This window comes from Peribacillus sp. B-H-3 (genome assembly GCF_048572925.1).
Classification (GTDB): domain Bacteria; phylum Bacillota; class Bacilli; order Bacillales; family DSM-1321; genus Peribacillus.
In genome coordinates, this window is the sequence record NZ_CP183879.1 from 3,578,956 (window position 1) to 3,597,200 (window position 18,245).

The 18,245-nt window shown below is 41.6% G+C and carries 18 protein-coding genes and 1 pseudogene; 2 read left to right on the forward strand and 17 right to left on the reverse strand.

The genetic code is table 11. The features are described from left to right. Window positions 1-33: 33 nt before the first annotated feature. The 4 genes and pseudogenes from ACN6MY_RS17790 to ACN6MY_RS17805 form a co-directional block, all read right to left on the reverse strand. Window positions 34-474, reverse strand: coding sequence for an OsmC family protein (locus ACN6MY_RS17790; RefSeq protein ID WP_419881378.1), 441 nt, complete (start codon window positions 472-474; stop codon window positions 34-36). A gap of 337 nt (window positions 475-811) precedes the next feature. Continuing rightward, window positions 812-1,019, reverse strand: a pseudogene (locus ACN6MY_RS17795) (NADH-dependent flavin oxidoreductase); the annotation flags it as partial. A gap of 65 nt (window positions 1,020-1,084) precedes the next feature. Then, window positions 1,085-1,375 (reverse strand): putative quinol monooxygenase, encoded by a 291-nt coding sequence (locus tag ACN6MY_RS17800; protein WP_419881379.1) that lies wholly within the window; start codon window positions 1,373-1,375, stop codon window positions 1,085-1,087. Window positions 1,376-1,466: 91 nt separating this feature from the next. Beyond that, on the reverse strand, window positions 1,467-1,625 hold the full coding sequence (locus ACN6MY_RS17805) for a hypothetical protein (RefSeq protein ID WP_419881380.1): 159 nt from the start codon (window positions 1,623-1,625) through the stop codon (window positions 1,467-1,469). Window positions 1,626-2,054: 429 nt separating this feature from the next. On the opposite strand from ACN6MY_RS17805, the gene ACN6MY_RS17810 reads away from it, so the two are divergent. After that, the gene (locus ACN6MY_RS17810; protein ID WP_071350258.1) at window positions 2,055-2,228 is read left to right on the forward strand and encodes a DUF2759 domain-containing protein; all 174 of its coding nucleotides are present in this window, start codon (window positions 2,055-2,057) and stop codon (window positions 2,226-2,228) included. Between the two features lie 55 nt (window positions 2,229-2,283). Here ACN6MY_RS17810 and ACN6MY_RS17815 read toward each other — a convergent pair whose 3' ends face one another. The 6 genes from ACN6MY_RS17815 to ACN6MY_RS17840 form a co-directional block, all read right to left on the reverse strand. After that, window positions 2,284-2,592, reverse strand: a complete 309-nt coding sequence (locus tag ACN6MY_RS17815) for an MTH1187 family thiamine-binding protein (RefSeq protein ID WP_419881381.1) — start codon at window positions 2,590-2,592, stop codon at window positions 2,284-2,286. A 6-nt stretch (window positions 2,593-2,598) separates the two neighbouring features. Continuing rightward, complete coding sequence (locus tag ACN6MY_RS17820) at window positions 2,599-3,558, reverse strand: hypothetical protein (protein ID WP_419881382.1); 960 nt, start codon at window positions 3,556-3,558, stop codon at window positions 2,599-2,601. A 342-nt stretch (window positions 3,559-3,900) separates the two neighbouring features. After that, on the reverse strand, window positions 3,901-5,061 hold the full coding sequence (locus ACN6MY_RS17825; RefSeq protein ID WP_419881383.1) for a M14 family metallopeptidase: 1,161 nt from the start codon (window positions 5,059-5,061) through the stop codon (window positions 3,901-3,903). A gap of 77 nt (window positions 5,062-5,138) precedes the next feature. Then, entirely contained in the window at window positions 5,139-6,980 is a 1,842-nt protein-coding gene (locus ACN6MY_RS17830) for an LTA synthase family protein (RefSeq protein WP_419881384.1), read from the reverse strand. A gap of 154 nt (window positions 6,981-7,134) precedes the next feature. After that, window positions 7,135-8,103 (reverse strand): ROK family glucokinase, encoded by a 969-nt coding sequence (locus ACN6MY_RS17835; protein ID WP_419881385.1) that lies wholly within the window; start codon window positions 8,101-8,103, stop codon window positions 7,135-7,137. Between the two features lie 11 nt (window positions 8,104-8,114). Then, window positions 8,115-8,321 (reverse strand): YqgQ family protein, encoded by a 207-nt coding sequence (locus ACN6MY_RS17840; protein ID WP_419881386.1) that lies wholly within the window; start codon window positions 8,319-8,321, stop codon window positions 8,115-8,117. A 168-nt stretch (window positions 8,322-8,489) separates the two neighbouring features. On the opposite strand from ACN6MY_RS17840, the gene ACN6MY_RS17845 reads away from it, so the two are divergent. After that, complete coding sequence (locus ACN6MY_RS17845; RefSeq protein WP_419881387.1) at window positions 8,490-9,359, forward strand: hypothetical protein; 870 nt, start codon at window positions 8,490-8,492, stop codon at window positions 9,357-9,359. Here the strand turns inward: ACN6MY_RS17845 and ACN6MY_RS17850 are convergent. From ACN6MY_RS17850 to ACN6MY_RS17880, 7 genes are all read right to left on the reverse strand, one after another. Then, window positions 9,338-11,002, reverse strand: a complete 1,665-nt coding sequence (locus tag ACN6MY_RS17850) for a rhomboid family intramembrane serine protease (RefSeq protein WP_419881388.1) — start codon at window positions 11,000-11,002, stop codon at window positions 9,338-9,340. The two genes, ACN6MY_RS17845 and ACN6MY_RS17850, sit on opposite strands and share 22 nt — an antisense overlap. Before the next feature lie 300 nt (window positions 11,003-11,302). Further along, complete coding sequence (locus ACN6MY_RS17855) at window positions 11,303-13,642, reverse strand: EAL domain-containing protein (protein ID WP_419881389.1); 2,340 nt, start codon at window positions 13,640-13,642, stop codon at window positions 11,303-11,305. Window positions 13,643-13,912: 270 nt separating this feature from the next. After that, window positions 13,913-15,535, reverse strand: a complete 1,623-nt coding sequence (locus ACN6MY_RS17860; RefSeq protein ID WP_419881390.1) for a methyl-accepting chemotaxis protein — start codon at window positions 15,533-15,535, stop codon at window positions 13,913-13,915. After that, entirely contained in the window at window positions 15,505-15,990 is a 486-nt protein-coding gene (locus ACN6MY_RS17865; protein ID WP_419881391.1) for a hypothetical protein, read from the reverse strand. The genes ACN6MY_RS17860 and ACN6MY_RS17865 overlap by 31 nt, the downstream gene beginning before the upstream one ends. A 325-nt stretch (window positions 15,991-16,315) precedes the next feature. Next, window positions 16,316-16,501 carry a hypothetical protein gene (locus ACN6MY_RS17870; protein WP_419881392.1) on the reverse strand — a complete coding sequence of 62 codons (186 nt, stop codon included), beginning with the start codon at window positions 16,499-16,501 and terminating at the stop codon, window positions 16,316-16,318. 311 nt (window positions 16,502-16,812) lie between these two features. Continuing rightward, window positions 16,813-17,607 (reverse strand): DUF92 domain-containing protein, encoded by a 795-nt coding sequence (locus tag ACN6MY_RS17875; RefSeq protein WP_419881393.1) that lies wholly within the window; start codon window positions 17,605-17,607, stop codon window positions 16,813-16,815. Further along, the gene (locus ACN6MY_RS17880; RefSeq protein WP_419881394.1) at window positions 17,597-18,169 is read right to left on the reverse strand and encodes a 5-formyltetrahydrofolate cyclo-ligase; all 573 of its coding nucleotides are present in this window, start codon (window positions 18,167-18,169) and stop codon (window positions 17,597-17,599) included. The genes ACN6MY_RS17875 and ACN6MY_RS17880 overlap by 11 nt, the downstream gene beginning before the upstream one ends. Between the last annotated feature and the right edge of the window lie 76 nt (window positions 18,170-18,245).

Genomic DNA, 18,245 nt, shown 5'->3' on the forward strand with positions numbered 1-18,245 from the left:
TATACATCGAGTGTCTGCCTAGTGGGTTACATTTTATGCTTTTGTCCAATTCGTTTCAATAGGTATGCCTGCCGCTGAAAGTGTTGCATAGATCGGGCAGCGGGAATCGGTAATCCTCTGTAATTCATCAATGCGTTCCTGAGGTTCGCTTGTTTTCACTTTAGCCTCGATGTTCACGCTTTGAAAATATGGCTTTACATTCGGATCACCCATGAAACCTCGGCGGTCCAACACCGCCTTGATATCAAAGTCGATTCCTTGAAGATCGAATTCCATCTCCCTGGCCACGACATTGGCAACGATATTTTCACATCCTGAAAGGGCACTTAATAATGTCTGCAGGGGATTAGGACCTGAATCCTGGCCGCCCATTACCGGCGGTTCATCTATGGTAAGTGTGTGCTTTCCCGTTTTGGCAATGGTTTGAAGTCCCTTTGAAGATCCAGTCACATGAAAATTAATCAAGTTTTCCATTTTCGTATTCCTCCTCGTTTGATGGTATGGTCCTGCCTTATCATATTGACAAGTACAAATTAGACTCATTGGGGCTTTTAAGGACATTTTCAAGAAGTCAACCATGCAAAATGTCCATATTCTTGGCCAAAGCGGACATTTCAAGAATACCAGCCAGGCAAAATGTTCATCTCAAAAGCTATTTTGTCCATTTTACAGGAATCTACTACGTAAAATGCCGATCCCCGCCTCAGACGCTCCTTCTCAAACCAAAGGAAACTACCCCGATGTATTTATAATCGCCTGCTGAGGTAATCCAGATCTTTATCTGCCAGCGCATCGACGAAGGTTAAAGTATCTTTCCGTTTTCAGTTACATATGTACAGGCTGTAATCACCATTCCGGCTCCCTTTGAACAGCGAACATAGTCAACTTCCCCAGTAGCGGCCGTTCCGTCTGGATTGGAAGAATAATTGTTCATCGGTGCCATCACGAGGCGGTTTTTTAATTCCACACCGCTTCGTACAGAAAAAATTCTCAAATAAAGGTGCATATTTCTGCTTCATTATGCGAGTCTCTCCAGTTGTATAAATAAGCTTACGAAAACTGACCTACATCATAACAGCAAACGTTATATCCCAGCAGCCTGGTACTTCTCCACACGTAAAGGTTCAAGCAGGAATTGTTCCAAACCTTGGACAAACGATTTAAAATGCTCAGTTTGTTCATGGGTTTCGATAGCTTTCTCATCCTTCCACATTTCTAAAAAAACAAACTCATTATCAATTGAGGCGTCCGCAAATAATTGATAGCTTATATTTCCCTCTTCTTCCCTGGAACTTGAAACCACTGATTGAGTATGCGCCAAAAAATCTTGCCGTTTGTTTGGGTCCACCTTCAAAAAAGCATGAATAATGATCATTTTCTTCCTCTCTCCTTTTCAAACAGAATTCTTTTTATCTTTCCCTAATAATGTTAAAGGAAACCCTCAGGAATGATTTAAAGTACTAGCCTTAAGAGAAGATTTCCATCATTGATTCGTACGCCGGGCTGCTGGTGCCCGTCATCAAATTTTCTGCCATATCGGCGATATTGCTTCCTTCTCCCGGCAATACAATAGCTCTGAAAAAATCGTTTTCCAGTTCAATACTCCTATATTCTAAATCATTCACTTATCTAACTGCCATATAAACAGCCTCCTATAAATAGATTTGATTTTATTATTGTGTATATTTTATAAAATCCTAAGCACCTTAAAGACATATTGTACCCGGTTTCTTCATTAGTCAAATAAAAGAGTTTCAAAAAGGATAAAAACCATGGACTTATTCCCCCGATCACGCAAAAATCAAGGGGCTGTCCAATAAGTCCCTAAAATAAAACAGGTAGCGGATGCCGGCTGCTTTCAGGATGTTGTGGGCTAATGCCATGAGCGCAAACTCGTATTTGAATAATGTGGACAATTTTTAGAAAAAACAGTAAAATGTAAGTGATTGCAATCTTCTTTACATATTTTTCTTCAGCTTTCCCTCACAGCGCAAATTGAACCTTGTGCCGCAGAGGGCTCTGACTCATTATGAAACGCAAGGGGGCTTAATGAAATGCTATTGGTTATTATCTTTGGTCTTGTTTCACTATTGGCATTAGCAGGCATTTTAAAATCTCTTAAAAGCAAAAATATTCTTGGTCTTCTGTTTGCTGTCATCAGCACAGGAATTTTCGGCTGGTTTACCATCATGACGCTCATTCATAATGGTTTCCCAGTTTCGCATTAAAAGCGAAAAGTTTCTTCGGCTATAAGAAAAGAGGCGGTTATGGCCGCCTCTTTTCTTATAGCTTTTCTTTTACGCTTTTCATTTTGCTTTCCATATTCGATGGTTTATCTCTTCGCTCATCAATTCTGATCGATGTTGCGACACGGGGAACTCCCTTAGAAAACGGAGATTCATGGATTTCCTGTATCACAGTGAAAATGTCAGACAGATTGCCTTCAATGATCGTATTCATCGGGGTCAGCTGAAAGTGTATTGTGCCCTCTTCTTCATGCCTCTTTAAGATGCGCTGAATGTCTGCCACATACTGGCTGACGCTTGGACCTTCCATTCCTACTGGTATAACGGTAACATCTGCGATTGCCATTCTTATTCATCCTCTTTTCCTTGAAAAAAGTTTATAGCTTTTATTCGTCTTCATATTGACTATATTCTCTAATTGGGTGCCATATAAACACCATTGTCCATTTGGCGAACAGCTTAAAGGCTCATTGTCCTTATGCTTTAAGAGCTCTTCTTCTTTTCCCGTCTTCCAGTTGAAACTGACCAGAGAGAAATGATTGCCTGCCCCGCTGCCATCACCCCCGCGCTCAGGCCGGAAGGTGATCAGCTCTGTTGTTTTCTCGATTACATCCATCTTGGGAATCACCCAGTCCGAAAAGGTTTTGAGCAATGGCATAGACATAGAGGATAATGCTTTGCCTTTATTATTGTAAAAAATATAATCCGCCTTATCAGGGCTTTCACTGCTGGCAGCTATGCTCATAAGCCCTTTGCCCCACTTTTTAAAATATCCTGTATCCAGCATGACGGTTTCTGTTTTTCCTGATGTAAGATTTCTTTTCATTAATGGAGCTGTCTGCCCGGGATTTTGTTTATCCCAGTCCAAATATAGCAAATCATCCTTAGAGCACCATTGCGCAAAAGGCTGCGGAAAATGAACCTTGTCCATTTTCTTGCGGGTGACGTCCGCCACATAACTGCTGTATGTCCAATTTTCATTAAATCCGGAAATAAACAAAACACCATCGCTGTAAGGATTCCATTCATAGGTAAGCTCTGTAGAGGGAATTGCTGCAGAATAGACGGATTTTCCTGTGTGATTCAGGATTTCAATGACCGCCTTCTTTTTTGAAGAAGACAACCTAACCAGCACAAAGGATTTTGAGGGACTGATTTTCACATCCGATATGGAAGCTTCATTTCGAAAAAAAACACTTTTTTTGTTCGTCTTCATATTCCAGGAAATTATCTCCTGCATTTGATGGCCTTTTTTCCCTGAAGAGTAAAGAATCGTATGGGAGTCCAGCCATCCATAAGCAATAGCATTCAACTCACCGGCCTGCATGGGGATGTTTGGAGCAGGTTTCGTATCCTGCGGGGGAGCATCTTCCAGACGGCCATGAAACATGCATCCGGATAGGAATACGATCAAAATGAAGCAATAGAGCAGTATAACAGCGCTATGGCTTTTGTTAAAAAAGGCGCCCTTTTTTGGCCGGCGCCTGTTGAGCAATGACCAAAATAATGAAATCTCAACACACCCCCAGCATACTTATAAATTTCATTATAAAACAAAAATCTTCAAGCTGCTGAAATAAAATACGAGATTTTTTTACTATTTTTTCATCGAGGACCCTTTGAAGCAGGTCTAGCTTTATTAAAGGCATTTGCCCTACGTATATAATCCTGCCATTAAGATCCCTAATGTATCTATATATATTTCCTCCATTTGTGAAAGCGGAAGCGGATTGATGCCAAAGCCAAGCTCCAGCGTAAAGCCTGGCTGCCGGAATTCCTGGATGAACCAATCCTTATACCCTCCATGGCTGTCAATATATTGAACGGCGCGATACGGACTTCTCCGCTCGAACTCACTGGCAATGCAATAAGAGTAATCCGGCTCTTTCGATTCATAGCCCCAGTAAAACTCCTTTCCCTGGGTGTGCAGCGCGATAACCTTGTCAAAGCTGCTTTCCTTGGCCAGTTTCCACATTGCCACGGCTTCAGGTTCCGTTAAGAAGCGATCTCCCGGATAATCGCGGAATGAAGGGGCCTGCGGGGCATTGCGGACCTTTTCAATATCCCAGCCTGCCGGGAACTGATTATTCAAATCAACCCCCCGGATATTTGACTTCCATGCCAAATATTCCCCTGATCCTTTATTCATGGCAGCTACATCATATTTGCCCTCGGCTGCGGTTTCTCCTTTATGGACGAGTTCTACTCCATCGGGATTAACCATTGGCACGATGGAGATTGTTACGTCATCATAAAAGGGAAGGGACCGCAAACCAAAAAGCGGAGTGTTATTCGCCATGGACAGGAGAAGCTCGTTCAGCCACTTCATAAGTATGGCAGATGTAATCCACTCGTTGGCATGAAAAGCCCCGTTATAGTGGATGACCTTAGGCCCCCTGCCCAGGCGGACTTCGAATATTTCACGCTTCAGCACACTTTTCCCAATGGCCTTTATTTTAAGAAAAGGATAGAGCTCCTTCAATGCTTTTAAGTCTGATATCAAAAGCTCATAATCATAAGGTTTTTTGGTCATGATTGCAGGTTCCCTGATTCTTTCGGGAATGTATATGCCAGCTTCTTTTTTCCCTTCATTCACAGCGAGCAGCGCATCAAGTGAAAGCTGATTAGCGGCTGCTGCCTCCCTCATGCTTTGACTGGCAGTCCTTCTCACTGTATAGCCCGGAATGACCAGGCCATCTCTAGAGGAGCCGCCGTCTCCAAGCCCCGGATTGGCATCTTCAATTAATTGTGCAGGAACTCCAAAAAGGAGCTGATAATACTCTGACGCATCGTCTGGCCTTCCCATGATTTTCATGAATATCCCCTCCGCTTTTCCTTAATAACATATGAAACAGGAAAGCGAAAAATGTTGGAACAGGCCTGGCATAGCAGCTATTGATCAAAACGCAGCAGATCGCCGTAAATGATCCTGTCTGAATACTGCAGCTCCTGCTTTGCTTTGTCTTCAAATAGCCCGCAGTCATCATGCTTTAAAACTCCGCCGCTGCTTCTGTCATAGCAGATATCCTTTGTAAACACGTATCGGTCCGTAATGAAACTGCTGTCGCGGAGGATTGCCATCCTTCCATCATGATTAGCTGAAAACAAGTCATTTCCAAATGAGATATTATGATTTGTTTCAATGCCCAAAAGGTGCAAAAGAGTAGGCTGAATATCAATTTGCCCGGCAATGGCATCCATGATTTTCCCTTCTTTTCCTGGTATGCGGATAAGCAATGGCACCCTCTGCAGCTGGATGGACTCATATGGTGTGATTTCCCGGCCAAGAAACTGTTTCATGGCTGCACGGTGATTCTGTGAAATCCCATAATGGTCACCGTATAATATGATCAGCGATTTATCATACAGTCCCGAGGCCTTCAGGTCTGTTATAAACTGGCGGAGAGCTTCATCCGCATAGCGGACAGACATGATATAGCGATTAAGGGTTTTCGAATCTGTCCCGATATCACCGATGGATTGATCCTCTTTCCCGAGTGTAAAAGGATAATGGTTGGTCAGCGTGATGAATTTTGCATAAAAGGGCTGCGGCATTCCTTTCAGATGCGGTATGGACTGCTTGAAGAATTCCTTATCCTTCAGGCCCCAGTTGACAGAATTAGCATCATTGATCACATAATCCCGGCTATGATAAAACCGCTGGTAGCCTAAAGATTTATACATGATATCGCGATTCCAGAAGCTCTTATTATTAGGATGCAAAGAAGCGGTGTAATATCCGTTATGGTTCAGAATGGACGGAGCTGCTTTATAGGTGTTCTGTGAATTGGTAAAAAAAACTGCTCCTCTGCCCAGCGGATACAGAGAATTTTCTGCGATAAATTCTGAATCAGAGGTTTTTCCCTGGCCAGTCTGGTGATAAAAATTATTGAAATAGTAGCTTTCCTTGATGAATTGATTAAGGAAAGGGGTGATTTCCTCTCCATTCGCCTTTTCATTGATCACAAAGCTTTGCAGGGACTCCATTGAAACGCAGATGACATTTTTTCCTTTCGCAATCCCGAAAAAATCCTGGCTGCTCTTCTTTCTATTTGCATCAAGGTAATTTTTGACTTCAGCCAGCTCACTGCCATCTGCAAGTGCCCGCTGTGCGGAGGACTTAGACTGAAGATACACATCATATAAATGGTAATTATAGGTTCCAATGTTCTTAACGAGGATTTTTCTGTCAAATGTTCTTGAAAGCAGCTGCGGACGCTCTGTTTCAGCAAGAATTAAATTCAAAGCACTAATCGACAATGCAAAAACCAAGTAGCTCTTTCCGGTCATCGCCGGGAATTTCAAAATAGCAGATACTTTGTACTTTTTCATCACAGCAAAAAATATAATATCCAAAAAATATAGTAAATCCCAAGGTTCGGCAAGTTCAGTAACACTGCCGCCAAGATCGCTCATATTGCTTGTTTGAAATAACACCGGAAGTGTTAGGAAGTCATTAAAAAAACGATAAAAAACAATATTGGCCAGTAAAATCCCTGTCACGGCCACATTCATCAGAAGCAGATATATGTTCTTCCTTTTATCTTTTAAAAAGAAACTTGCCCCGGCAGCAAGCAGCAGAAAGCTCAAAGGATTAATAAGTAAAATGAATTCCTGAATCATGCTGTCAATATCGATATTAAAGCTGGTTTTATAGGCAATATATGTTTTTATCCATAAAGTGAAAACAGTGAGCCATAAAAACGATGAATAGCGCATAATGAAATTCTTCATGGATGCCTCCTCCTTTCTGTTGCACTTATTGAAACAAGGCTTCTTCCCTTTTTTTCGATTCCAGGTTTACTGAGGGCCATAAACAAAAACAAAGAAGCTTTCCATATTAACGGAAAGCTTCTTTATTATTTTCTCCTTATAGCGGAGCTCTATTCTATTCAATATAAGCATTTTTGACGAGCCAGGCAGCACCGATCACTCCTGCATCATTGCCAAGGGTAGCCGTAGTAATCTCCGCCGATTCACGCACCCTTGTAAAGGCATGGCGCTTGAAGGCTTCTCTTACAGGCGCGATCAGCACTTCACCAGCTTTCGAAACACCGCCGCCAATCACAATTTTCTCAGGGTTCAGCACATTGGCTACATTAGCAAGAGCCAGTCCAAGATAGCCTGCTACTTTATCCACCACCGCAAGGCTAAGCTGATCTCCTTTTTCTGCACAATCGAAAATTAATTTAGATGAAAGGATTTCGCCATTTTTAATTTTTTCTGCAGCCAGAGATGTTCCGTCTGATGCTTTAATTGCTTCTGCTGCAAGACGGACAATGCCTGTTGCGGAAGTAACGGTTTCCAGGCATCCTGTTTTGCCGCAATTACAAGGTGCGCCACCATCAGGAACAACTGTAATATGCCCGATCTCGCCTGCAGCTCCTGAAATCCCGTGGATCAGCATGCCATTGGCGATTACTCCGCCGCCCACTCCCGTTCCCAGAGTGACACAGACAATGTCCTTGGCGCCTTTCCCGGCACCCTTCCACATCTCGCCGACCGCTGCCAGGTTTGCATCGTTATCGATCACAGCCGGCAGGGAGGTTTCAACCTCGAGCAGGTCCTTCAGCGGATAATCTGTCCAGCCGAGATTGACTGCTTCATAAATGGAGCCTGTCACATAGTTTACAGGTCCAGGGGCACCCATGCCGATTCCCACAACTTTACTCTTAGACTCGCCCAGTTCACTGAGCTTATCGTCAATCGCTTTGGCAATATCTATTGTGATGTGTTTTCCATTTTCAGATATATCCGTAGGAATTTCCCATTTGTGAACGATTTCACCATATACGCTGATGAATGCAAGCTTTATTGTCGTACCGCCTAAGTCTATCCCCATAATCCACTTGTTCATTTCCTTCACCCCTATTGTTTCTCTTTGTCTCTTTCAATCTGGATCTGCTGCCTGAGCAGCAGGAGAGCCATTTGGTAATCTTTTGTGTCCATCATCTGAGACCGGTAAATTTCCCTGATTTCCGTCTCCATCAGTTCAAGCTCTGCCACTCTATTTCCTATATAAATAAAGGTGCCAAACCTTTTTAAAAACTGCTGAATATCATAAATTGTTTTCATAAAATCCCTCTTTGCTTCTAGCGATTTCCTCTTAAAAGTATATCGGAACACTCTATAACTCACAAGTCTAGATAACGATATTCTTTTTTTTAGCGAAAATTCAAATTCCAACATACTTGTCCCTCTGTACTCATACATATCAATATCTCTTGTAAACGGAGGATTTCTATGAAAAGACAGCTAAAAACCGCAGCATTCATCCTGATGGCTTCGCTTTTTTCAGTCCTTTATCTTTTTCATAGCCAGCAGGCAAAGGAAACGATTCTATTTTTCCCGATCGATCCTTCGCTGAGCTTTGATTATGCAGGTACACATCTCCTATCTGAAAAAGCCGGAAAAAGCTCCTTCACTGTCCGGCTGAAATCTTCCTCCCAATTAAATCATTCAGCCTATATAAGGCAGGATGTCTCCCTGCTTTATCGGAATGGCAGGCTTCAGGGAGTGCTCAAGGAGTGGAGGCAAAATAAAAAAACCTTAGATCAGGAGGGCACCTGGAAGGAAAAAGATAGTTCCCTATTGCAGGCGATTACCTTTCATTATGCCGAGGTGCATAAGGGTTCAGACTATAGAAGCGCCCAGGAAATGAGCCATAGCAGCCTATATGTAATACTGCCTCCATTCGCAGGATATCAATATTTCGAAAAGCCATTATCATCAAAACAGGTCCGGTGGAAGGACACACTGGATAAAGCTGCATACATGGAAGCAGAAAAAAACCTGAATCAAAATCTAAAGGCTTTCCATATCAATGAAAATCTCTATACAACATTATCCCTAACCGATCTGCCGCAGCAAAAAAATGTCTTTTTCTCCGCTTTTCCTTCCTCCAAACGGGAAGAAATAATCGGAAAGCTATGGGAAGGCATTTATAAAAATATTGCCCTCGGAATAAAAAAAGAGGATGGCACTGTTATCAGCCCTGAAGGCAGCACCATTCCCCAATTGCTTCTTTCTAAAAATAAAAGTGAATTGCTTGTTTTATTGACTGCCCCCGACGGAACACCAGTACTTCTCCGTCAGGAATTATCAAGCAGATGATCGATATTTTCTTCAAGCTTCTTATAGGAAGCTTCCGAAGGCTTCCTTTCAACTGCTTTTCCGGCAGCTTTTTTTGCTTCCTGAAATTGATTTAATTTGGTATAGCTAAGCGCCAGGTTATAGTAAGCCTCAGACATATCAGGGTTCTGCTGTGCCGCTTTGAGGTATTCTTTCTTTGCTGCTTCATAATTCCCTTTGCCAAAGCTTATGTTGCCCAGCATAAAATGGGAATATGGAGCCTCATCATAGCTATTCACATAGCCTTCCAGCAGCTTTTTCGCTTCTGTTTCATTTCCTTTTTTCACTTTATCGCTTGCCATCTGTACAGCTGCCATGTCATTCTCAGGAGAACTTTCCTGATGCTGGTATCCATATTGAAGAAGGAAATAAATCAGCCATGCAGCTGCCGCGGCAAATAATATCTGCCTAAGCGGCTGCTTATCCTTTGGCAGGTGAACTATGCCTGCCGCAAAAAAGCCGCCGATCAAACCGCCGATATGTGCTGCATTATCAATGCCTTCATTTGAAAACCCGTAGCCAAGATTGATAATGATTAAAATGAAAACATTAAGCCCCATTGTCCTGAAAAACAGTCTTGGGTTGCTGATGCCAAAATAAAGAAGAGCACCGAACAAACCAAATATGGCTCCGCTTGCACCTGCAGATAAAGCAGGGTTAAGCAAAAAGCTGCCCAGCGTCCCAGAGAAACCAGCTAATAAATAGATGAACAAAAATCTGCTGCTTCCATACATTTTCTCAACAGCAGGACCGATTAAATAAAGTGAAATAGTGTTCATGATCAAGTGAATCATTCCGATATGGATAACCATTGGCGTAAAAAAACGCCACCACTCCCCCTGCAGAATAAGAGGTGAGTACTTGGCACCAAAATCAATCAATGTATCAGTCCTGGTGCTTGAACCCGCCCACTCCATCAAAAAGTATACAGCAATTCCAATTGCTATAAAAATGTAAGTGAAAACAGGTTTTCCCCGCTCAAATATCATTTGCTCTTCTTTGGCCTTTTTGACCGCTTCTGCCAGAGCACTCTGCTTTATGGAAGAAATGTCATCTTCTTCAGCTGCCGCCATTTTTGGTTCCTCGATATCCAGATGCATGCCAGTCAGCTCTTCAAGCTGCCTCCATCTATCTCCAAAAGAATCCGTATTCAAAATAAACGTTTCCGCTTCTGTTTTACGGTGCACAAATGGTTTACCTGCAAAGTCATAATCATCCACAGGAACATGTGATGTGATATAGATATTCAAAACCTTAAGAGGCTTATGATACAGCTTCTTCCTGATTTGCTCCCCATTCAGCACGGTCCGTTCAATATCCCTTTTCAGCCAGCTCGCCCAGTCCAATTCACGGAGCATAAGCCTGATGACAGGATAATTTTTTTCTTTCGAATTTTCGAGCCAGATTTCCTGATGATTGTCAGAGATGGTGATAACCCGATAGTTATATTGAGACGAAAGATTTTTAACCGCGGACCAAAATAAATAATCCTCTTGAAATCCCAATACCTTCCCCACTTTCTTCTTTACAGCTGTAAATAGTAAATAGCCTGCCATGCAGACTTTACGGAATGCCTGTATGAACATAAACAGGGTAGTATCCTGTTTTTTAATAAATGAATGCATTAAAACTGCGCCGCCTGGCTTTCCTGTCTAGCTAAGTGTATCCGATTATCTGATCTTTTTCCAAACTTTATTTACATGTAACGCTCTCAGTATCGGTCGAATTTGGCTGATTTAACAATAAAATTATTAAAAGAAAAGAGCTTAAATAAAAAAGCCAGAAGCACGTCTGCAGGCAGCTATATCAGTCCTTCAAGAAGGATATGTGTACTTAAAAGCCTTTATTCTCATTTTCCCAATTCTTCTATGTCACATTTTCCCTTATTCCTATGTTTAAAACACAAAAGCAGGCCGCAGCCTGCTTTAATGAAAATAAGACGATTCGAAATCTTTCAAGGGGATAGGCGGAGAATAATAGTAGCCTTGAACATCTTCACAGCCGAGTTCCTTAAGCAGCTGAATCTGTTTCTTGGTTTCGACTCCCTCAGCAATCACTTTCATTTTCAGGCTTTTCGCAAGGAAGATGATTGCTGTAATAACTTCCCGGTTGCTTTCAATATTTCTGATAAAGGACTGATCAATTTTCAGGATATCTACATTTAATTTATCAATATAGCTTAGAGAACTGTAGCCTGTCCCAAAATCATCAATGCTGATATGTATGCCTTTTTCCCTTAGCGTTTGCAGGATACAGTTCACATCCTCCTCATTTTTCATCACAATTCTTTCAGTGATTTCAAGCTCGAGGAAATGTCCTTCTATCTTGTAATCCTCCAGTGTGTTAATGATATAGGAAGCAAAATCTTCCTGCAAAATGGAAATCAAGGATATATTTATCGAAACTCTCTTAATATCCTTTCCGCTTTCCTTCCATCCCGAAAGAACCTTGCACACCTCATTAAAGACAAACTTTTCCAAAAAGACAATCATCCCGCTTTCCTCTGCAATAGGAATAAACACATTAGGAGGGATAAAGCCCTTTTCTGGATGATTCCACCGAAGCAAAACCTCTGAACCTGTCAACTTGTCTTCCGCAGTATGAACCTTTGGCTGAAAATAAAGCAGAAGCTCCCTGTTTTCCAAAGCTTTTTGCAAATCGGACTCCAGGCCAAGTTTATTCAGGGTCTCTTCAGCCATTTCTTCATTATAAACAGAGAAGCTATTAGCACCATTCTCTTTGGAATGATACATGGCAATGTCGGCAAATTTGTAGAGATCATTAGGATTTTTCGAATGCTCAGGATAGGAAGCAATTCCCATGCTTGCTGTTAGCAGGACTTCATAGCCATTAACAGAAAGTGGACTTCTAAAGGTCTCGATAATTTGCTCTGCCAGGGTTTTCACATCAGTAGCCGGAATCAGGATTAAAAATTCATCTCCCCCTAGCCTTGATGTGATTCCAGATTCATTGATGATATTCTGAAGTTTTTTGCTGACCTCAATCAATAGCTTATCGCCAAAAGAATGCCCAAATGTGTCATTAATTCGTTTAAATCTGTCGAAATCAAGAAGCATGATGCAAAAAGCACTATGTTTTACTGTGAATTCCTTCATAAGCATCCTTATTCTTCTTCTGTTAGGCAAATTAGTCAATTCATCATGGTAGGCCATATATTGAACCTGAAGCTCAGCTTTTTTTCTGTCAGTGATATCTTCTAAAACGCCGAAAACTCCGATGAGCTTGTTATTTATATGGGTTCTGACTGCTGTGATTCTGACGTACCTATATGTTCCCTCTTTGCCAAGTATCTGTGTTTCTATATTAGAAACATTTCCCTGCAGGACATTTTGCAGATATTCAAGCACCGCTGACTTTTCAGCGTCACTGAAAAATATCCGGATATGCTTACCCTTCAATTCTTCCTTACTGTAACCGGTAATTTCCGTGGCCACAAGGTTGGTGTCCAGGATGTTCCCCTCCAGATCAACGGAAAAAACAGCCGCGGGATTGTTATTAAAAAGCGAGGTATATGACTGTATATTGTTCAGCAGGATTTGACTTCCAAATAGGTTTGGCACCAGCATCATAATGATATTTGCAATCATTACTATGAGAAATGGAAGAATTTCCTCGAAAAATGATGGATCGTACGCATCAAAGCTTAACATAGATACAATTGTGATATATGGAATGCCTGAAAATGAAATACCGGCCACAGCCGAGCCTATATACTTCCATTTTCTCGGGAGATTAAACGAATCTTCATGAGTGATTTGAATCAGAAAACGAAAAATAGATAAAGATACATTGATAGTTAAAATTAATGTTATCACAAAGAACACTGGTTTGATATCGACTAAATCCCCGAATAGCACAAGGAATCCGCTGATATTTGCACTCAAAATCACGATGGCAATAAATAAGCCGCCCAAAATATGCTGTATTTCATTCTCAATGCGGAATTGTGCCATTTTCAAAGCAATGAGAGAACCTATAAAACATATCAAAAAATTCAAAGCAACATAAAGCTGGTAATTATCTACGGAAAATGGCAAATCTACCGATACAGAAACAAAGAAATGGGTTAGCCAAAAAGAAACAGCCAGCAATACAGAACACGCAGCGAGGGTTCTCCAGTTCATTCCTTCCTTCCGGATTTTCCTGCTCGCCTCTATTCCGATAATACAGCTGATGACCGAAAATAGGACAGTCATCAAAAGATATCGATAATCAAATAAACCAAAACTTGAAAAAGAATACACAGCTTCCTCCTGTCTGCCCTAGATGAGGGTTTTTATTGCCTGTTCATACCACTGATTTTGCAGTGGTCTTATTTAATGTATTTTGGTGATATATATTGTATCGGCCTTATGTCCCGATACTTTATACTCATATTACGGCGTAATAAAATTTCCGTATATATGTTCCTTGACGGATTTATTTCTTATCAAAAGCCCGCAAAGAAAAAAATACAGCCCATGTTATGCCGAATCAGGAACGGCATGATTATGAACTGTATTTTAATATGGATATTAAGAATGTATTTTGAACTCAACCATGGCATTTTCCAGATTTTCCAGGAGCTCTGCCAAATTAACCGTGTACTGTGCCAGATCATTAGATGATGCTGCCTGTTCTTCCATAGAGGAAGCAATTTCTTCTGCTGATGCGGCCGTTTGCTGGGATATGGCTGAAATTTCTTCCATTGTTTGAAGCACATTTTCTTTTTGGCCCCGGATGTTTTCAATGGACTTTGCTTCAAGATTCATGGCAGCTATTACTTCTTTCATAGATCCGTCCATCTCTGTCATCGATTTGCTGACGGATGAGACTGCACCATGCTGCTCTTTGGAGATTTCATTGGTTTCTTCCATGGTCTTAACAAGCTTGTCTGTGTCTATCAGTACGCTGTTAATGATTTCCTGGATATTTAAGGCTGCTACTTTGGAATCGTCTGCCAGGTGTCTAACTTCATTTGCCACAACAGCAAAACCCTTTCCGTGTTCTCCTGCCCTGGCTGCTTCAATAGAAGCATTTAATGACAAAAGATTCGTTTGTTCAGCAATATTGGCAATGGCTTGCGTGACATTCGCTATGTTTTTCGACTTATCTGCAAGGCTTGCTATCATACTTGTCACTTTCCGGAATGCCTCTTCTAGCTGAGAATATGAATCTTTCAATTGATCCACCTGATCCATTCCTGCTTTTGCCTCATCAGAAGCTTTACCGAGTTTAGCTTGGCTGCTGCTTGATTGCTGCAGAAGTTCATCAATCTCCATGCTTAATTTTCGAGTGGCATCAGCACCTGTTTCTACCTGAAAAGTTTGATTTGATGCACCGCCTGCTATTTCTTCAATCGCACTAGATACTTCTGAAATAGATGTATTATTTTCTGCCGCAATAACGGTCAGACCCTTGACCGCTGTATTTACACTCGCTACATTGCCCTTGACCGTTTCAATCAGCTGCCGCAATTTGGCGAGCATTGTGTTATAACTCTTAGAAAGGTCACCGATTTCGTCATTGGATGAAACAGAAATTCCGCTGACAAGATCTCCTTTGGCAGTTTTTGCAAGAACAGCCTGAAGGGAACCAATGATTTTATTTAGCTTTCCAACCAGGAAGATGGCACAGCACGCACCAATTAATAATCCGATTATCGCTGAAATAATCGCCCTGTTTGCAATATCCTTCAGTTTTGATTGCAGATGCTCATTGGGCGTAAAAGACAGCACCTTCCAATTCAGCTTCTTAATGTTTGCTGCTTCTCCTGTATACGGCTGCCCGCTATAATCCAGAGACTGGGAAGAAAAATACTTATCCTGATACAATTCTCCAACCCAGTTGAATTTCTTATTAAATTGGCTTTTGTTTGCGACTAGATCACTTACACCTTCTTCAACATGGCTTTTTGCCGGATTCATGTTTTTTCCATCAGCATTTTTCATAAAAGAACTGACAACAAATCCTTGTGAGTCGAGGATAATGAGTTTGCTGTTTGAGTAATGCTCAATACTTTTTCTTATCTCTCCAATGGAGGACAGATCGATATCATATCCCAGTGCTCCAGTCATAACCCCTTTAGTAAAAACAGGCGTGACAACTGAAGTCATAATTTTCACTGTCACACTGTCCCGGTATACACATCCATCCATTGTGTTTTGGGGCTCGCAGTCAAATCCTTGTAAGTCATGGTATCCCGTACGTCTTTGTCAAATGCCATTTTCGGGAATATATGGAGCTTTCCGCTATGCCCGTCCATATAATAGGCTGAAAGCAAGTTTCCATTTTGTTTTTTTACTGTTTCCAGGTTCTTTTCAACTTCCGTCATTGATTTTCTTCCAGCAAGCTCGATGGATACTAGAGATGATAGCTGTTCAAGGGATCCTTCATAATTTTTCAGTTCAGCCTGAATTTGGCCTGAAGCGTTTTTTGAACTTATTTTATTTGAGGCTGTGTTATCTTTTTCAATAATCTTTGCAACAGTGCTATTCATCGAAATCGCTGTGACTGCAATTGCAATCAGGACTGCTGTACATATAAACAGCATCCATTTGACCTTTAAAGAAATTCTCCATTTCACCTTATTTTTTTCTTCAGAATTCTTCATATTTTATACAGCTCCCTTGGACATTTTTGCAGGTATCTTTTGGTGTTTAGAACTGGTAATTTTGTTGCCCCGGCACATCTCCCTTAAAACATTTTGGTGAATTTGGACTCGTATGAACTCAGTCTTTCATACCAGACCAATTTATCTATCTATCGGATACTTTTTTTAGTTTTACAGCGGTAAATTGCGGAAAAACCGATAAAAGAAAAGTAAATGAATTAAAAATAATCATTCTATTTATGCTGGCGGATTAGGAAGGAATCTTCAGGACACCTTTTCTTTTGTGCATAGAAAAAACCTTGCCGGATGACAAGGCTTTTTCCTATTATTTAGTTCGGCCAAACATGTTCTGCATCATTTTCTCACGCATGCCAGGCATATTCAATGAGCTAGAAACAAGGAACTTCCTGAGAAAACTGTTTGAAAGAAACACATTCAATAAACGGTAGCGATACTGAAAACCCAGGTAAATGACTGAGCCTATGGCAATAATCCGTATTAATAATTTCATGGCTATCCCTCCTTTTGTTAGTTTGCTGACAAAAGGAGAATTTATGAATATTCTTTTTAAAAAAATAGCTGTTTTCGTAAACTTCTGCTTTGGAACAAGGTGATTGATTTCCGCTCCAGGATGCTCGCATTCCGCTGGGCGGGCGGTGAGCCTCTCTGTTGCGCCTGTGGGGTCTCCCCTGTTCCGCTAATCCCGCAGGAGTCTCGCACCTTACACTCCAATAACCTGGCTTAACAATGGGATTGCCTCGCAGAACTTATTAAAAAACAACAATCTATAAAAAAGAGCCTTAAGAAAAGAGCCACAATAATTCACACCGCGATACGCGTGCTGATAATAAAAAGGCATAAAGCCGCAATCATGACAGATGCTGCATTAACCACATCATTATTCACCCAGGAAATCCCCTTATCTAGAATAGTCTTTTCTCCGCAATGGAACGTTTTTTCCGTCCTGCCCCCGCATTCATGGCAAATATACTCTGCCTGGACCGCTCCTCCAAGCAAGGTATCTGCCAGACATCCGATAAAGCCTGATAGAGCTATCTTAAGCGTCTGATCTATCATCAGTTCTTTAAACAGCACTATTGAGAGTAAGGCAATAAAAAGAGACCCTGACATAGCTGCAATAGTTCCAGGCAAGGATACTGCACCGGAAGTTCCACGTTCAGCCTTTTTAAAATTCAGCAGATGCCAGGGACGTTTTTTGCTTAATACGCCTATTTCTGAGGCCCATGTATCCGAATTGGCCGCTGCCAGACAAACGATAAACAAAAGCAAAAACAGCTGTGACGGATGCAGCCAATACAATAAGGAAAAAACAGCCGAAGCCCCGCCATTCGCCAGGACCTGTACAGCGTCTCTCCTGCTCCCTTTTTCCGATATTTCTTCTGCTTTTCTCTTTTTCTTAGATTTAATTTTGGAAAGAAGGCTTGAGCTGACAAAAAAAGCCCCAAGCAAAAGCAGCCCGGGCAAATGAAATCCAAGCTCAACAGAAATTCCGACAGCAATCGCTGCAATCATGCCTGATTTTGACAAGGCGGCAGCGGCGCATGCCGCTATAGCTGCTGCTGCAATGCCAGCCATATATATAAGATCAATCAGCATGGCAGTCTATTTTTCCAGACGGGGTAATCAGCATCTTGACGGGTATGTCATGTGTCTCTGCCGGGAGCTGCCCCCTGACCTGGAATTGGAAAGCAAGAGAAATTGAAAGACCTTTATAACCAATAAGAAAACGGTCATAATACCCGCCGCCGACGCCTAAGCGATTACCGGTTTTTGTAAAAGCCAGTCCCGGCACAATCAGCAGATTAATATCAGAAGGCTGAACGGCCCTGGTGCTTTCTACAGGTTCCTGGAGTCCAAAGTAGACGGTCTCAAGCTGGGAGAAGGAGCTGATTTCTTTAAAGACCATGCTTTTAGTATCAGGAATACATTTAGGCACAGCCACCTTTTTGCCTTCCTGCCATGCCCTCTCAATGATTTTCTTTGTATCTATTTCAGGGTAAATGGAGATGGTTATTCCAATCGTCCCGGCACTTTTCCATTCATCCATTTCAAACAGGGCGCCAGCAATTTGGCCGGAAAGGATTTCATGCTCCACTCCGTCAAGCTGCGCAAGTCTGCTCCTTACTTCCCTTCGCAGATTAATCTTTTCTTCAAGCATATGTATTCACCCCTGAGTTCCTTTCTGTATCAGAAAAGGAAGATACCAAAATATTATATTATTTTTAGATATAAAA

Excerpts from the sequence above, each read along its gene's own strand:
- ACN6MY_RS17790 (WP_419881378.1), bottom strand. The coding sequence starts at position 474 with ATGGAAAACTTGATTAATTTTCATGTGACTGGATCTTCAAAGGGACTT.
- ACN6MY_RS17845 (WP_419881387.1), top strand. The coding sequence starts at position 8,490 with ATGAAAAGACAGCTAAAAACCGCAGCATTCATCCTGATGGCTTCGCTT.
- ACN6MY_RS17860 (WP_419881390.1), bottom strand. The coding sequence starts at position 15,535 with ATGGATGGATGTGTATACCGGGACAGTGTGACAGTGAAAATTATGACT.
- ACN6MY_RS17875 (WP_419881393.1), bottom strand. The coding sequence starts at position 17,607 with ATGCTGATTGATCTTATATATATGGCTGGCATTGCAGCAGCAGCTATA.
- ACN6MY_RS17850 (WP_419881388.1), bottom strand. The coding sequence starts at position 11,002 with ATGCATTCATTTATTAAAAAACAGGATACTACCCTGTTTATGTTCATA.
- ACN6MY_RS17800 (WP_419881379.1), bottom strand. The coding sequence starts at position 1,375 with ATGATCATTATTCATGCTTTTTTGAAGGTGGACCCAAACAAACGGCAA.
- ACN6MY_RS17815 (WP_419881381.1), bottom strand. The coding sequence starts at position 2,592 with ATGGCAATCGCAGATGTTACCGTTATACCAGTAGGAATGGAAGGTCCA.
- ACN6MY_RS17830 (WP_419881384.1), bottom strand. The coding sequence starts at position 6,980 with ATGAAGAATTTCATTATGCGCTATTCATCGTTTTTATGGCTCACTGTT.
- ACN6MY_RS17840 (WP_419881386.1), bottom strand. The coding sequence starts at position 8,321 with ATGAAAACAATTTATGATATTCAGCAGTTTTTAAAAAGGTTTGGCACC.
- ACN6MY_RS17810 (WP_071350258.1), top strand. The coding sequence starts at position 2,055 with ATGCTATTGGTTATTATCTTTGGTCTTGTTTCACTATTGGCATTAGCA.
- ACN6MY_RS17865 (WP_419881391.1), bottom strand. The coding sequence starts at position 15,990 with ATGAAGAATTCTGAAGAAAAAAATAAGGTGAAATGGAGAATTTCTTTA.
- ACN6MY_RS17835 (WP_419881385.1), bottom strand. The coding sequence starts at position 8,103 with ATGAACAAGTGGATTATGGGGATAGACTTAGGCGGTACGACAATAAAG.
- ACN6MY_RS17825 (WP_419881383.1), bottom strand. The coding sequence starts at position 5,061 with ATGAAAATCATGGGAAGGCCAGACGATGCGTCAGAGTATTATCAGCTC.
- ACN6MY_RS17870 (WP_419881392.1), bottom strand. The coding sequence starts at position 16,501 with ATGAAATTATTAATACGGATTATTGCCATAGGCTCAGTCATTTACCTG.
- ACN6MY_RS17880 (WP_419881394.1), bottom strand. The coding sequence starts at position 18,169 with ATGCTTGAAGAAAAGATTAATCTGCGAAGGGAAGTAAGGAGCAGACTT.